Origin of the sequence: Nocardia suismassiliense (assembly GCF_900269665.1) — a bacterium.
GTDB classification, from domain to species: Bacteria; Actinomycetota; Actinomycetes; order Mycobacteriales; family Mycobacteriaceae; genus Nocardia; species Nocardia suismassiliense.
In genome coordinates this window covers 5,473,106-5,487,315 of record NZ_LT985361.1, presented here as the reverse complement: position 1 = coordinate 5,487,315, position 14,210 = coordinate 5,473,106, and the positions used below count along the sequence as shown (strand labels likewise).

Here is a 14,210-nt window from a genome sequence, read left to right as displayed (position 1 = left end):
TTCTGCTCGAGTGGGGATGGGCTGTTGCTCGCGGACCGCAATGTGCGCGGGCGGGCCCATCGTGGGTGAACCGATGACCGGGGTGGATATCCGTGGTCCAGCGGGCGCGGTTCCGTCGGGGAGTTCGAGATCCCTCCGGCATCCGAGCTCCGGCGGGGCGGCCGGCAGCGGCGTGTGGTCGTTTCAGTCTTGCGGCGGGCGCTGCGGCCCGACAAGCGTTCGCGCTGTTCAGGCCGTGTTCGGGACAAATCGGGCATGTTCGTGAACGCGCTCGAACGCCCGCCGGCCGCCTCGGCTTGCCCCGGCTACCAGCATCGACGCGCGGTTTCGGCAGCCGCGGTTCCGGCGGTGCCGCGCCCTTGTCCGAATTCGGGCGTGAACGAACGTTCGGTCCGGCGCTGGCCGCTCGCACTCGCAAAGTATGTGTGAAATACGGTGTCGGACAACGCTATGCGGTTAGCCCCGAATGGGGGGTCTTGGAAACACAAGTGGCGCAGTGAATTTGCGCAACGGCAAGTACCTGCTACTAGGCGATTCGGTGCAATCTGTTGCGCACCAATCGGTTCGGGACGTTAAAGACGGGTGAAGTTGGGTATACCGATTCGAAAAACTTCTGCCATGCTGGAGGCTATGGAGCGTGAGGAGGGGGAACCCGCCCTATCGTCGACCTGCCTACCCGAGCCGCAAGGGGTCGGTTCTCCCACGGAGTTCATCGCCGCACTGCGGCTGTTGAAGGCATGGTCCGGGTTGGCTTACCGGCAATTGGAGGGCAAGGCCGCGGCGTCCGGCGATGTGCTGCCGTCCAGCACGATCGCGACCACGCTGGGGCGCGACACCTTGCCCCGGGAACGATTCGTCATCGCGTTCACCCACGCGTGTGGGCTGGACGACGACCAAGTGAAGAAGTGGCTCGATGCCCGCAGGCGGATCGCGGTGCGAGACCAGTCGCAGCAGGTCAGGGCCGCCGCCGAGAGCGTTCCCGCCGACGAGCCGGAAGCGGTCGCCGAGACATCGGAAGGCCCTCCGGGACGCCGTGTTTCGCGCTGGTGGCAGTTCGTCAACCTCGTGGTGGCCGCGGTGCTCGGCGTCGCGGTCACCCTGAGTGTGCAGGACCTCGTGTTGCACACCCGCGACGACACCGTGCCCACGGCGAGTCAGCCGGTCGCGGGTTTGGCGCTCGCCGATGTGGGGAGTTGGGTACGCATCCAACCGGCCCGCACACCGGAACTGTGCCTGGCCGAGGGGCGCGACCGTACCCAGCGTTATCCCACCGCCATCGCGGCGCAGCGCCCCTGCTCGCAATCGACGCCCCGCGTCTACCTCGACCCGATCGACGAGGGCGTGGTGCAAATCCAATGGCACCACTCGAGATACGGCATCGGCTGCCTCACCGTCCTGGTCGAGGGGCCGGGCGACGATTTGCTGGAACCACGGGACGACTGCGCCGACGACAACCCCGCCCAGCAGTTCCGGATAGAGCCGACGGGCCCCACGACCGCGGCACGCTTTCGCATCCGCACCACCGCCACCAACCACTGCCTGGCGCTGCGCGACCAGGACACCGTCGACGGTGCGGAGATCGTACAGGGCAGATGTTCCGGAGCCCGAGACCAGGAATTCCTGATCCACCTCATCCCGCCCGCGTAACCGAGCGGTTGCGGTAGCCGGACTGAAACCCGTTCCCGCGTAGCGTATTACGGCTGCGCACCGGCGCGCCAGCGCGCCGTCTCCCGCCCGATCTCGGTGACCGGCGGCTCGTCGTAGAGCCATTCCCTGGCGATCCGGTGCCAGTTGTTGGTGATCTCCAACTGGCCGAGGGCGGCGAAGGTGAACAGGTCGGACCGGCGCGAGAACACATGCTCGGGGGGTAGTCGCTGCTGTCGCATGCCGCGGAACTCCGCGGCCCTGGGGTCGACGGCGAGAATCAAAGCGCCGGTGGCGAGTTCGGGCGTGATGGTGATCTCCTCGTCGACCAGATGCCAGCCGGCGGCCGCCCAGACGTATTCCAGGCACTCCTGTGCGGTGACATCGGATCGAGGGTCGACGATGCCGCGCTGGACCCACATGCCGTACAGGTCGTCGCCGCGGTACTCGCCCGCGGCCCGCAGGCACGCCCGCTCCAGCTCGACATGCACCGGGTCCATGCTGTGGTACAGCCCGAAATCCACGAAACCGAGCCTGCCGTCCGCCGCGAGCATGACATTGCCGGGATGCGGATCACCACAGAACTCGAAGTCCGTGAAGAGTGCACTGATGTAGAAACGATAGATCAGCTCGCCGATCCGATTGCGTTCCGCGTCCGGCAGCGCCCTGATCCGTTGGTACGGTTCGCCTTCCAGGAACTCCGTCACCAAAACATGTGGCCCGCAATATTCTTCGATGCTGTCCGGGACCGTGACGAACGGATGGCCCCGATACCGCCCGGCGACCCGATGCTGGGTCTGTGCTTCGCGCACATAGTCGAGCTCGCTGCCGATGTTGCGCGCGATCTCGTCGAGCACGTCGGTGTCGGCCGCGCTCGGCAACATGGACTTCCACAGCCTGCTGAACGTGGCCAGATTGCGCATGTCCGCTTCGACGGCGTCGTCCACGCCCGGATATTTGACCTTGACCGCGACCGCACGCCCGTCGTGCAGCCGGGCCCGATACACCTGACCGATCGATGCCGCGGCGATCGGCGTCTCGTCGAAGTCGGCGAACACGCGCGCCATCGGCCCGAGATCGCCGTCGATCACCGCCCGCATAGCGGGGAACGCCACGGTCGGTGCTTGATCGCGCAGCTCGGCGAGCTTGGCCCGGAACATCTCCCGGTGCGCCTCCGGCAGCAGGTCCACGTCTAGCACCGACAGCATCTGGCCCAGCTTCATCGCCGCGCCCTTCAGCCCGCCGAGGACGGTGACCAGTTGTTGCGCCGCTTGCAAAGTCGACCGTTCGGCGAGCACCTGCCGTGCCTGTTCGGTGCGCCCGAGCATCGACAACCGCGTGCCCATCCCGCGCAGCGCTTGGCCAGCCGCCAATCGGCCCAGCTTGCTCCCGCGCGCGAGGCGACCCTTCGGCACCCGATCGCCCACTGTCGTACCTCCATCGGCCCACCGGCCGCTCGTCGCGGTGGCATCACTCTCGCACACTCGACGCCCGGACTAAACTGAGCAAAGCTCACTTCGAAGGAGTACGCGATGCCGCCGAAAGCTGTGGGTCAGCGCCGCCGTCCCACGCAGGAACGGGCCAAGGCGACCCGCGAGCACATCCTCGACACCGCCGCGCAGCTGTTCGGCGAACGCGGCATCGCCAATACCTCGACCAACAAGATCGCGGCGGCGGCCGGGGTGAGCATCGGCACGGTCTACCGGTATTTCGCCGACCGCTCGGTCATGGTCGAAGAACTGCTGCGGCGCCTGCTGGAGAACATCGAACAACGGTTCTCCCAGCGGGTATTCGGCCTCGGCGAGAAGCCGAGCGTCGAGGTGATCAGCGGAATCCTGGAGGTCATCGCCGACGAGCTGGTGGAGAACGCCCAGCTGGTCCGCGCACTGGTCGCCGGCGTGCAGTTCTACAGCAGCGGGATCCCCGAATTCGAACCACGGCTGCGGCTGCTGGTGAAGGTGATGGTGATCCAAATGCTCGGTCCCGGCGACGATCACGAGTACGACGTGATGACCTTCGTCATCATCAACACCGGCTTCGCGGCGGTGCTGCGGGCGACGGCGCTGGAGGTGGACAGCGCGGCGCGGGCGGAGGCGCTGCAGATGACGGCGCGCATGATCGCAGCGTGGGTCGACGTGGAGACTCGAGCGGTACACGGCAAAAAGTGAGCACCTCGCTATCTACTGTCGAGTTCGCCGCGACACAGCACTACTACTGATTCGGTATTTCGCCTGGTGAGCGCGTCGGAATGCCTTCGGCGACGAGCGTTGAAAGAGGAGTAGAAGGTGAGCGGGCGCTCGGTTTACCGTTGCTTCCAAACAGCAAGAGTCCGATAACAGCGAAGTTCTCGGCCGTGGCAGACGCTCAGTTGCTTGCGGCCGGCCCCCAGTCGCTGCGGTTCACGGCAGAGAAGGAGGCCACCGGTGACGATCGAAAGTCTCGACCGACCCGAGCTCGGTGTGCTCGAGCGACAGATCTCGTCGACGGCGCGCGATCTCGATGAACTGACCCGCGCCGTGCTAGACCATGTCGCGGCGGCCGGGCCGTTGCCCGCGGCCGCGCTACACGGCGAGGTCAAAGTCGTGGTCCGGATCTGCCTCGGCTGGCTGATCCACCGGTTGAACGGGCACCCGGTGCGCGCCGCGACCGACGGGCTGGAAGCGGCGGCGGCAGGCTGTGCCCGGGCCGGTGTTCCCGTCGATACCGTGCTGCACGCCGTCAATGTGGGCTGCAAGATGGGGCTCGACCTGATCGCGCGATCCGGTCCGGCGGACATGCTCGGCGTCGTCACCGGCATGGGCCGGGTCGTCGAACTGTCCAAGCTGGTGACCGCCACGGTGTGCAAAGCCTATGTGCGCGAACACAAAGCCGACGCGGCCGAACATCACACCGCCACCCACAACTTGACGTCGGTGCTGCTCGGCGGTCAGCCGATGCCGCCGGAAATGCGGTTCGCCGCAGAGTATTTCGTGCTCGCCATCGCACTGCCCGCGCACCCCGACGAAAGCCGTCCCGGCCTCGATCGTCGGGTCGTCGCCCGGCGTAAACTGCGCCGCCTGCAATCGGCGCTCGCGACGCTGCTCGGCGGCGAGGCGCTGTCGCTGCTGTCCGTCGACGGGGGAACGGTGCTCGTGCCGACCACCGCGCGGACCGACGCCGAACTCGATGACCTGGTACAGGCTTTGGCCGAGGCGGCGTGCGTGCCGATCACCGCCACCGTGGTCACCGCCCGCCCCGACGAGGTGTCCACCGCGGCGCGTCAAGCCCACGAACTCCTCGATACGGCGCAACGGATGGGACTGGAGCCCGGTGTGCACCGTTTCGCCGAATTGGCCCTGCAACACCAACTGAGCCGCCCCGGTGCCGCCCGTGACCTGCTCGGCGACCACCTCGCACCGTTGGACGACCACCCCGAACTGCGCGAGACCTTGCAGATCTACATCGACACCGATCTGAGCAGGCTGCGGTCGGCCGAACGCCTCGGCATCCACCCGAACACCGTCGACTACCGTCTGCGCCGCATCGGCGAGCTCACCGGTTTCGATCCGGCCCGAGCCAGCGGAGTCTGGTACCTGCGTTCGGCATTGGTTGCCCGGATGGGTGCGGCGCACGGTCGGCGGCGTTCGCGCTAGCTCGGCCGCGCCGACTCGGTCTGGGGGCCAACGGGTTCCGTTGGCCCCCGATCGAGTTGTGTGGGCTATTGCAGGGTTTGGATGGTCCCGGCGGATCGTTGGGCTTCGTAGTAGGTGCCGCCGGGGTAGTAGTCGGCGGTTGGCGCGCCGGTGACGAAATCGCCCGCCCAGGCGATGGCGAGCGTTTGCAGGGCGGACACGTTCTTCGCCTGCGGTGTGCCACAGTTGACCTTGTCGGGGGCGGGTGCGCTGGACGCCTCGACATCGATATGCGATCCGCTGGTGAGCCGGACACCGCGGAAAGGCCGGGAGATCTGTTCGATGAGCTCCTCGGTGCCGTTGCCGTCGCGATTGCAGCTATACGGCGGAGCGGAGATGGCCAGGATCGGCAACGTGGTATTGCTCAGATGATTGAGCGAACTGCTGAGGTTGTTGCCGAGGAAACTCTTCACCGGATCGAACAGGATGAGTCCGCGGACCGAGCCGAACGCAGCGGCATAATCCGCGCGCAGCACCTGGGTGACGTACGGTACGGCCTCGCCCGCGGCGGAGTGCCCGGCGAAAACCTTGGCGTTCGGTAGTGCCATATCCGGTCGTCCGGCTTTCTTCTTCGCATCGGCGAAGCTGCGGCCGAGTTTGTCGCCGGGGTCGGCGGACTTACCGAACAGATCGGCCACGTTGTGCAGGAAGTTGGTGTTGTTGGCCAGGTTCTCCACGGTGCAGCCGAAGATATTGGCGGTGGGCAGGGTCGGGGAGAAAACCAGAAAGCCTTGCGCGGCAAACTTTCTCGCGGTCTCGTCGACCGCGTCGTTGGAACTGGCGAAGCCGTGCTGCAGCCAGAGCAGCGCCTTGGGGGTGCCTGCGGGGAAATACCAGTCGCTGCTCTGGCGCAGCATGGTGAACGCGCAACGGATTTCGACGGTGTTCTCCACCTTGGTCGCCGTCGATTGGGCGTGTGTGGCGGGGGCGGTGAATGCGGTGGCGGCGGCGCTCAGGCCGATGGCGACCAGCAGACGTTGGATGATGACCAACGTAACTCCTGTGTTTCACTGTGAGAAACGGTGTTTCGTATCTCGGAAGATAAATTTGCGGCCGCGGACCTCATTGCGTCAAGGGTGCGACCCGAAAGGAGTTGGTCTGTTGTCCATTTCGGTTGGGCGCTGGATCGATCCGCATGGCCGCCGCTGGATCGGCGCGCCGCTGGTCGGAGGCTCGAACAACGCTGAGGGACAACGGTATTGCGGGCCCGGAAGGAAGCCGGAATTTTGGCTAGGGGACTGAACGGCAGCTGGTCGAGTCAGCCGTTCTGCCGTTGCACGACGGCGTCGAGCCAGTCGCCGATCATGTCGGCGGTTTCGGCGATCAGGAGATCGCGGTTCAGATCCGGCGTCGGGCCGAGTGCGAAGCGCAAGCACGCCGCCAGCCCGGCATTGACCATCACGAAGGCTCTGACGTCGAGTTCTTGCTGTGGTGTCGGTCCGAGTCGGTGCAGCAGATATGCCCGGGTGAGCAGCAGTAGGCGGCGTTCGAGATCGGGCAGGCCGACGCCGTGCGCGGTGGCGTCGGCGGCGAGTGCCCGGACCAGACCCTCCCGCTCGCACACCACGTCCAGCACCGCGGTGAGGCTGTTCGCCACCGCTTCCCGTGGCGTGACGGTCACTCCGGTCACCACGGTTTCGGCGAAACGCTCCTCCAACTCGGTGAGCAGCTGGGCGCGCAGCACGTCGAGGATGGCGTTCTTGTCGGCGAAATAGCGGTAGAGCGAGCCGATGCTGATGCCTGCTCGGGCGGCGATGTGATTGGTCGACGTTTCGGCGATGCCGCGTTCGGCAAAAAGCTGAGCAGCGTTGGCCACGATATGGTCCCGGGTTTCTCGGGAGCGGGCTTGCTGCGGACGTTTCCGCTGATCGGGGCGGTCGCTCGGAGTCATCGAATGGCCGTCACAAACTGGAGTAGAAGGTGAGCATTTACTCAACTTACAGTCTATTCATGACGATCGACGCCGAACGGGCCCCCGCCGAGTTCCGCTACTGGGCGCGCATCACCGATCCGCGCGTACAGCGGATGCGCCGACTGGTTCGACGCGTCGCACGATTCGATCCCCAACCGGACGACGAACTGGTCCGGAATTTCGCCGCCGCCTACTATCAGGCCGACCCCGTCGCCGAGGCCTTCGTCGACGAGGTGTACCTGGGCGATCTCGGCCCCAAGGCAGGCCGGGCGATGCTCGATCAAGCCCTCACCCACGGCATCGGCTCGGTGCCCGACGCACCTCGCTCGCTGGTCCGCCTGTTCGAGGAGTTCGACACCGCACCACCCTGGCTGGACCAGGAGCTGGTGGACCTCGGCGCCCGAGTCTTCCGCCGTTGGGGCACATCGGTTTTTAGCTTTGCCACGACGAGCACCCTGGAGATGTACTCGGAGAGCTCCATCGCCAAACCCCTGTCCTACACCGGCGGCTACGCCGGCGAACGCGCCCACAAACGACAGCTCGAAACCGTGCGATTCTGGATCGACGTCTCCGACGCGGGCGGCCTGGCACCCGGCGCCCGAGGACGCCAGACCGCGATGCGAGTACGGATCATGCACGTGTTCATCCGGCGCAAACTGATGCAGCGCCCCGAATGGGACCTCGACGCCTGGGGCGTACCCATCAGCGTCGGCGACGCAACCCTCACCCTGATGGCAGGCAGCGTGGTGCCCGGCCTCGCGCTCTGGAGCCTGGGCTACCAGACCACCATCCGCGAGATCGAAGCCACCATGCACTTCTGGCGCTACGTCGGACACCTCCTCGGCGTCCAACCCGACTGGTACCCCACCGATTTCAAGGAGGGCGCCCAGCTGATGTTCGCCGCGATGGTCAAACGCGCCAACACCGCAGGCACCGACGGCGCCGAACTCGTGGAGTCCTACCTCCCCGCCTTCGCCCCGAAACCCGTCACCCCCTGGCGCAAACGCCTCCGCGACGAACTCAACTACCGCATCCAAATCGGCTACACCGCAGTCTGGCTACCCCCCACCACCTACGCCAACCACGCAATGCCCCACCGCTTCCCATGGATCCTCCACCCAATAGCCCAGGCCCCCCTCATCTTCACCTGGGAAACCCTGCGCCGCACGCTCCCCGGAGTAGACAACCTCACCGACCGGATCCAGTGCCGACGACGCGAGGCGTGGTACCGCCACGAGGTCGGTGATCGGCACGCGGAGTTCCGCCCGATCGAGGAGTTCCGCCGCTGACAGCCGAGCGGTTCAGTGCCCACAGGGCGGCGGCACAGGTGGCACCGATGAGGGTCAGGATTGCCCAGATCAGTGATGGGTGGCCGGATTTGGTGAGGTGGTCGAAGATGGCGCCGGTGGTGAGGTTGCCTAGGAGGATGCCTATTCCGACGATGGTGTTGTAGAAGCCGTAGTGGGTGGCGACGAGGCGGTTGCGGGCGAGGGTGACGACGGTGTCCATCTCGCAGGGGAATACGGCTGCGGTGGCTAGGGCCAAGAGGGCGGCGCAGGTGAGTAGGGCGGTGGTGGCGACCGGGAGGCCGCCGGGGATGGTGGCGTTCGGGGCGAGGAGTAGGGGAATGAAGGCGGTCGACATGAGAGCCATGCCGAGCACCAGGCCGCGGCCGGAGCCGCCGCGGCGGGCGAGCCATCTGGTCATCGGCAGTTGTCCGGCGATGGCGACGATGCTGCTGACCGCGAAGATCGCGGCGATCAGCCCGGTGTCGGATCTGCCTGGGCCGACGACGATTCCGGCTTGCAGCGGCAGGGCGAGGTACACCTGGAAGGACAGCACGTAGCAGCCGACCATGACGACGGAGAACAACAGGAACGGCCGGTTGCGCACCACCGAGCGCCAATTGGCGAGCACCGAATCGCGCGTGCCGGTGCGGTCGGTGTCGCGGGTGGTCGGCAACCAGCGCAGCTGCACCACCGTGAGGACGGCGAATACCACCGCGGCCACGCCGGCGGTGGCGCGGAAATCCCAGGCCGTCAAAGCCAATCCGACCAGCGGGCCCGCGAGGATGCCCGCCTGATAGAAGATGTTGAACATGGCGAAGGCCGCTACTCGGCGTTCGTCGCCGGCGTCGGCGGCCAGGTAGGCGCGCACGGCGGGATTGAACAGCGCGCCCGCGAATCCAGTTGCCGCTACCGCGATCAGCACGGCGGGCAAGGTGTCGGCTAGTGCGAGTAACGCGAAACTCGCTGTGCGCAAGGCGCATCCGGCAACGATGAGCGGCTTGTAGCCGAATCGGTCGGCCAACGTGCCGCCGACCAGGAACATGCCCTGCTGCGTGAAGTTTCGCACGCCGAGCACGAGACCAACTGTCCAGGCAGCCATCCCGAGCCCACTGGACAGGTGCGAGGCGAGGTAGGGCATCAGCATGTAGAAGCCCAGATTGATGCCGAACTGGTTGACCATCAGCACCTGGCTCGGCCGATCGAAGGCGGCCCAGCGCCGCCACAACCCGCTCATCGCGGCACCGCCGCGGCCGGTGCGACGACCGTGGTGCAGCGGGTCCAGTGCCGTACCACCTGCTCGCTCGGGTCACCGACCACGTCGGGTTCGGTCGGCACCGGCAGGTCGAAGAATCCGTGCTCGGTGCAGTAGTCGTCGTTGTAGACGGTGTCGGTGTAGCGGTGCGGTCCATCCGGGAACACCGCGGCGATCCGGGTACCCGCCGGCTGGGTGCGCGCCAGCCACCCCGCGACCAGCGCCACCGCGCCGACGCTCCACCCGCCACTGCAATAGTGTGTGGACGCCAATGTTCTGGCCGCCCAAACGGCTTCGTGCGGAGCGACCCAGTGCACCTCGGCGAAGGCCGGATAGTCCACGTTCGCGGGATGAATGCTGGAGCCGAGCCCGCGCATCAGCCGCGCCGCGGCGGGCTGCCCGAAGATGGTCGACCCGATCGTGTCGACCCCGACCAGCCGAAGGTCGGGCTGGAAGCGGCGCAGCACCCGCGCCACCCCGGCCGAGTGGCCGCCGGTGCCGACCGAGCACACCAGCACGTCGATGTGCCCGAGCTGGGTGAGCAGCTCCAGTGCCAGCGACTGGTAGCCGTCGACATTGTCCGGATTGTTGTACTGATCGGGGCACCAGGAACCCGGATAGGTGGCCAGCAGCTGCGCCACCCGATCGCGACGTGCCTGCTGCCAGCCGCCGATCGCGCACGGTTCGGTGACCAGGTCGACGGTCGCGCCATAGGCGGTCAGCATCCGTCGCAGCATCGGCTCCATGCCGGGGTCGGTCACCAGGGTGACCGGATGGCGATGCGCGATACCGGCCAGCGCCAATCCCAAACCGAGTGTGCCACTGGTAGATTCGATGATTCGTGCGCCCGGCCGCAGCGTGCCGCGCGCCACCGCGCGTTCGACCATGTGCAGCGCGGGGCGGTCCTTCATCCCGCCCGGATTATGGCCCTCGAGTTTGGCCCAGAAACCCTGCCCGGCCATGGCGAAAGGCTCCCCGATCCAGAGCACCGGGGTGTCCCCGACGAGCGTCGCCGGGCGGCGGCGCGCCTGTTCCTGAGCGTGGAGATGATCGGCGGACAAGACGACACGATCGACAACGGCACTGCACATGCGTGAACTCCTAGCATCGAATCGGCATCCCGGATGCCGGGTGAGTATCGGACGAACCCGCGCGTCGGCCCGCCGTTTCCGGCGGCCGACCGGGTGCCCGTCAGCACCGATCGATACAGAGATCTCGCAAAATGCCACGGCCGTCCGGCGCGGCGATCCGCCACGGCCCCCAGCCGGCGAATCGTGGCCGCCGGCTCGTATCCGCTTGTGCGTCAGCACCATCGAGGTCTGTCGTGGTGGTGCCGACCTCATACTCGGCCGCGCGCTGTGGCGTTCTGGCCAGACAACCCTGCTCGTGGCCCTCGGTAGCCGGATCCGCATGGGTGGACGTGCCGAGCGACTTCTCCGCGGCGACGAGCGTGGACACCGGCTCGGCCGTCCCGGAAACGCCGGGCAGTCCCAGCACACACATGAACAGTGCGTGGGCGAGCAACAGCGCGGCCGCCCCGAGCACGACGGCGATGCCACGCCTGCGTGGTGCCTCGACTCGCACTGTCACGAAATTCACGATAGCGGAAAACAACGCGGTACCAAGGCCGGTGGCTCCCCAGTTGCTGCCGTTTCACATTATGTTCGGCGAGCCGTCACCTCCAGCGCACCAACCCATCTGTACAAGATTGCTGGCGCATGAATCGTAGGGGTGCGGCGTTGCCGCTCGGCATACGGAACGGTCTCTATGATCGGTCGAGTGACATGGGTGGGTGTTGAGGTCGTGGCCGACAATCTCGCTGCACGCGGGTCGTCGGGGTGTGCGTTCGAAAACGTCGACCTGGAGGTTGCGGCCGGTCAGTTGGCGGTGATCGTCGGGTCGGCAGGCTCGGGCCGCACGTCGCTGCTGTGGGCGTTGTCGGGGCGGATGCGGCTGGTCACCGGTCGCCTCGTCGTCGGGGGTCACCGCTACGACGAACAACCCGGCGCGATCCAGGATTCGGTGGCGATCGCGCGGCTCGAACCGGGCTGTGTGCTCGATCCGTGGCTGCGGGTCGAGGAGGTGATCGCCGAGCGCACACTGATCGGCGGACCACGGTTCACCGAGTCCGCGTTGGCGACGACATTCGCCGCGATGGGAACCTCCGCACCCGCCGGACAGCGCCTGGTGGGGGAGCTGGCGCCCGGCGAAGCGTTGGTACTCGCGGTGGCCTTGGCGGCCGCTGAGCAACCGGGCGCCGTGGTGGTCGACGACGTGGGCGCGGGCTGCACCAGCAGCGAGACGCGGTGGGTCTGGCAGTGCTTGCGGGAGTTGACCGTTCACGGCTGCACCGTGCTCGCCGCCGCCACCGCGCCGCCGCCGTTCGACGACATCACGGTGCTCACCCTGACCCCACCGCGCACGGCGGACGCGCGGGCCGCCGACCGATCCGACCTCCAGGAGAACGCGTGAAGGCACTACGGCTGGCGCTGCTCGAGTTCCGGCGATTCCGCGGTCCGCTGCTGCGCAAGCTGGTGCCGATCGGGCTCGCGCTGATACCGCTGCTGTACGGCTCGCTGTATCTGTGGTCGAACTGGGATCCCTACGGTAAAACCGATCAGATCCCGGTCGCCGTCGTCATCGAAGACCGCCCGGTCACCGCGAACGGGCAGGTGGTCGACGCGGGCAAACAGTTCGAGCAACAGTTGCGCGCCACCCCGAAGTTCCAGTGGCACTTCGTCGATCGGCCCGCCGCCGAGGACGGCCTCGTGCACGGGCGCTTCTACTTCACCATCACCGTCCCGCCGGACTTCAGCCGGAAACTGATCAGCGCCGAGAAACCGATCCCGGAACGGGCCACCCTCGGCATCACGCTCAACGACGCCAACAATTTCATCGTCGGCGTGGTCGCCGACGTGGCGCGCTCCGAGCTACAGAACCAAGTGAACAGCGCCGCCCACGCGGCCTACGCCAAAGCCATCTACGGCGACCTCACGCTGGTGAAACAGCAGCTCAAGGTCGCGGCAACCGGCGTGCACGCGCTGGTGGACTCGTCGGTGCTCGCCCAGCAGGGCACGGCCGCGCTGGCCGCCGGACTGGACGGGTCGACCGCGGGCACGGCCCAGATCTCCGACGGGGTCGCGCGACTCGCGCAGGCGAGCAACGAGGTCGACACCGCGGTGACCCAGCTCGTCGATACCGGCACGGCGACCCTGCCGACGGCCGCCGGGGCACTGTCCAACGCGACCGGCGCCGCCGCGCAATCGCTCGAACTCGTCAGGGGCGGTGCCGATCTGGTGCGTCAGCAAGCCGACCAGGGCAGCGCCGACCTGCGCCAGCTGGCGGTCGCGCACCCCGAACTACTGCTCGACCCCACGTTCCGACAGGCGCTCGACCACGTGCAGGCCGTCGGATCGACCGCGGGCAGCGTCGCCGACACCGCGCGGCAGGCGCACGATGCCGCGGCGCAGGCCAGCAACCAGGCGGGTCAGCTGGCGGGCAGTGTCGATATCGTGCGGCAGAATCTGCGCGGCGCCGCGGCACCGTTGCACGCCCTGACCGCGGGCGCCTCGACCGTGTCCGGTGGCGCCATCCAGATCACCAACAGCCTCGCATCCTTGCAGGCGAGCAGTCGCACGTTGCAGACCGGCGCGGACCAATTACATTCCGGGGCAACCAAAGTCGCCGACACCGTCGACTCGGCGTTGGTGAAGATTCCGGATACCAGTCCCGAGCAGACCGCGGCCGCAGCGGATGTACTCGGCTCGCCGGTGGGGATCGTCAGCCACAATCTCAACCCGGCCGGGTTGTACGGGCGTGGTTTGACGCCGTTCTTCTTCGCGATCGCCCTGTGGGTGCTGGGATTGCTGGCTTACCTGTTCATCCAACCGCTCAATCAACGCGCGGTGGCGAGCCGGGTCAGTCCGTGGACCGTGGCGGTCGCCGGGTGGCTGCCGGTGGCGGGGATCGCTGTTGCGGGCGGTCTCATTCTCTACGGGGTGGTCCAGGTGGGGCTTCGGCTCGACCCAGTGCGTCCGATACAGACCGCGGGGTTGATGATCCTCGCCGCGGCGGCTTTCGTGGCGATCGACCACTTCCTGCGCGTCGCGTTCGGTGTTGTCGGCGAGGCACTTTCGCTGGTACTGCTGATCTTGCAGCTGACCTCTTGCGGCGGTCTGTATCCGATCGAAACAACGCCTGCGCCGTTCCGGATCATTCATCCGTTCCTGCCGATGACCTACCTCGTCGATGGGCTGCGGGTCACGATTTCCGGTGGGCTCACCGGTAACCTGCTGCGGGACTGCGTGATTCTGCTCGCGTTCTTGCTCGGCTCCCTCGCATGCACCGCTCTCGTGGTGCGCCGGCAGCGGGTCTGGACGATCAACCGCCTGCATCCCGCCGTCGAGGTCTGAGTGGCGGTAGGGCCGGACTCCCTTGCGGTA

The 14,210-nt window shown here is 67.0% G+C and carries 12 protein-coding genes; 6 read left to right on the top strand and 6 right to left on the bottom strand.

All coding sequences use genetic code 11. The annotated features are described in order from the left end of the window. The first annotated feature begins 618 nt into the window (after positions 1 to 618). Positions 619 to 1,647 (top strand): RICIN domain-containing protein, encoded by a 1,029-nt coding sequence (locus DBO33_RS24355; RefSeq protein ID WP_107657126.1) that lies wholly within the window; start codon positions 619 to 621, stop codon positions 1,645 to 1,647. 47 nt (positions 1,648 to 1,694) lie between these two features. Here DBO33_RS24355 and DBO33_RS24350 read toward each other — a convergent pair whose 3' ends face one another. After that, positions 1,695 to 3,071 carry an ABC1 kinase family protein gene (locus DBO33_RS24350; protein ID WP_107657125.1) on the bottom strand — a complete coding sequence of 459 codons (1,377 nt, stop codon included), beginning with the start codon at positions 3,069 to 3,071 and terminating at the stop codon, positions 1,695 to 1,697. 105 nt (positions 3,072 to 3,176) lie between these two features. On the opposite strand from DBO33_RS24350, the gene DBO33_RS24345 reads away from it, so the two are divergent. Further along, a complete protein-coding gene (locus DBO33_RS24345; protein WP_107657124.1) occupies positions 3,177 to 3,812 on the top strand; it encodes a TetR/AcrR family transcriptional regulator in 636 nt (211 codons plus the stop codon). A 255-nt stretch (positions 3,813 to 4,067) separates the two neighbouring features. Then, positions 4,068 to 5,276, top strand: coding sequence for a PucR family transcriptional regulator (locus tag DBO33_RS24340; protein WP_107657123.1), 1,209 nt, complete (start codon positions 4,068 to 4,070; stop codon positions 5,274 to 5,276). Between the two features lie 65 nt (positions 5,277 to 5,341). Here the strand turns inward: DBO33_RS24340 and DBO33_RS24335 are convergent, their stop codons facing one another. After that, on the bottom strand, positions 5,342 to 6,307 hold the full coding sequence (locus DBO33_RS24335; RefSeq protein WP_107657122.1) for an alpha/beta fold hydrolase: 966 nt from the start codon (positions 6,305 to 6,307) through the stop codon (positions 5,342 to 5,344). Positions 6,308 to 6,573: 266 nt separating this feature from the next. After that, complete coding sequence (locus DBO33_RS24330) at positions 6,574 to 7,131, bottom strand: TetR/AcrR family transcriptional regulator (protein WP_159080459.1); 558 nt, start codon at positions 7,129 to 7,131, stop codon at positions 6,574 to 6,576. 134 nt (positions 7,132 to 7,265) lie between these two features. On the opposite strand from DBO33_RS24330, the gene DBO33_RS24325 reads away from it, so the two are divergent. Further along, positions 7,266 to 8,516: an oxygenase MpaB family protein gene (locus DBO33_RS24325; RefSeq protein WP_107660553.1), complete on the top strand. Its 1,251-nt coding sequence runs from the start codon at positions 7,266 to 7,268 to the stop codon at positions 8,514 to 8,516. Here DBO33_RS24325 and DBO33_RS24320 read toward each other — a convergent pair. The 3 genes from DBO33_RS24320 to DBO33_RS24310 all read right to left on the bottom strand — a co-directional run bounded on the left by DBO33_RS24320 (position 8,416) and on the right by DBO33_RS24310 (position 11,358). After that, positions 8,416 to 9,750, bottom strand: coding sequence for an MFS transporter (locus tag DBO33_RS24320; RefSeq protein WP_107657120.1), 1,335 nt, complete (start codon positions 9,748 to 9,750; stop codon positions 8,416 to 8,418). The genes DBO33_RS24325 and DBO33_RS24320 overlap by 101 nt on opposite strands. Continuing rightward, the gene (locus DBO33_RS24315) at positions 9,747 to 10,859 is read right to left on the bottom strand and encodes a PLP-dependent cysteine synthase family protein (RefSeq protein WP_107657119.1); all 1,113 of its coding nucleotides are present in this window, start codon (positions 10,857 to 10,859) and stop codon (positions 9,747 to 9,749) included. The genes DBO33_RS24320 and DBO33_RS24315 overlap by 4 nt, the downstream gene beginning before the upstream one ends. Before the next feature lie 100 nt (positions 10,860 to 10,959). After that, positions 10,960 to 11,358 carry a hypothetical protein gene (locus DBO33_RS24310; protein ID WP_159080458.1) on the bottom strand — a complete coding sequence of 133 codons (399 nt, stop codon included), beginning with the start codon at positions 11,356 to 11,358 and terminating at the stop codon, positions 10,960 to 10,962. A gap of 189 nt (positions 11,359 to 11,547) precedes the next feature. On the opposite strand from DBO33_RS24310, the gene DBO33_RS24305 reads away from it, so the two are divergent. Both DBO33_RS24305 and DBO33_RS24300 read left to right on the top strand, forming a co-directional pair. Then, positions 11,548 to 12,240, top strand: coding sequence for an ATP-binding cassette domain-containing protein (locus tag DBO33_RS24305; protein ID WP_159080457.1), 693 nt, complete (start codon positions 11,548 to 11,550; stop codon positions 12,238 to 12,240). Next, complete coding sequence (locus tag DBO33_RS24300; protein WP_107657116.1) at positions 12,237 to 14,180, top strand: YhgE/Pip domain-containing protein; 1,944 nt, start codon at positions 12,237 to 12,239, stop codon at positions 14,178 to 14,180. The genes DBO33_RS24305 and DBO33_RS24300 overlap by 4 nt, the downstream gene beginning before the upstream one ends. Positions 14,181 to 14,210: the final 30 nt, after the last annotated feature.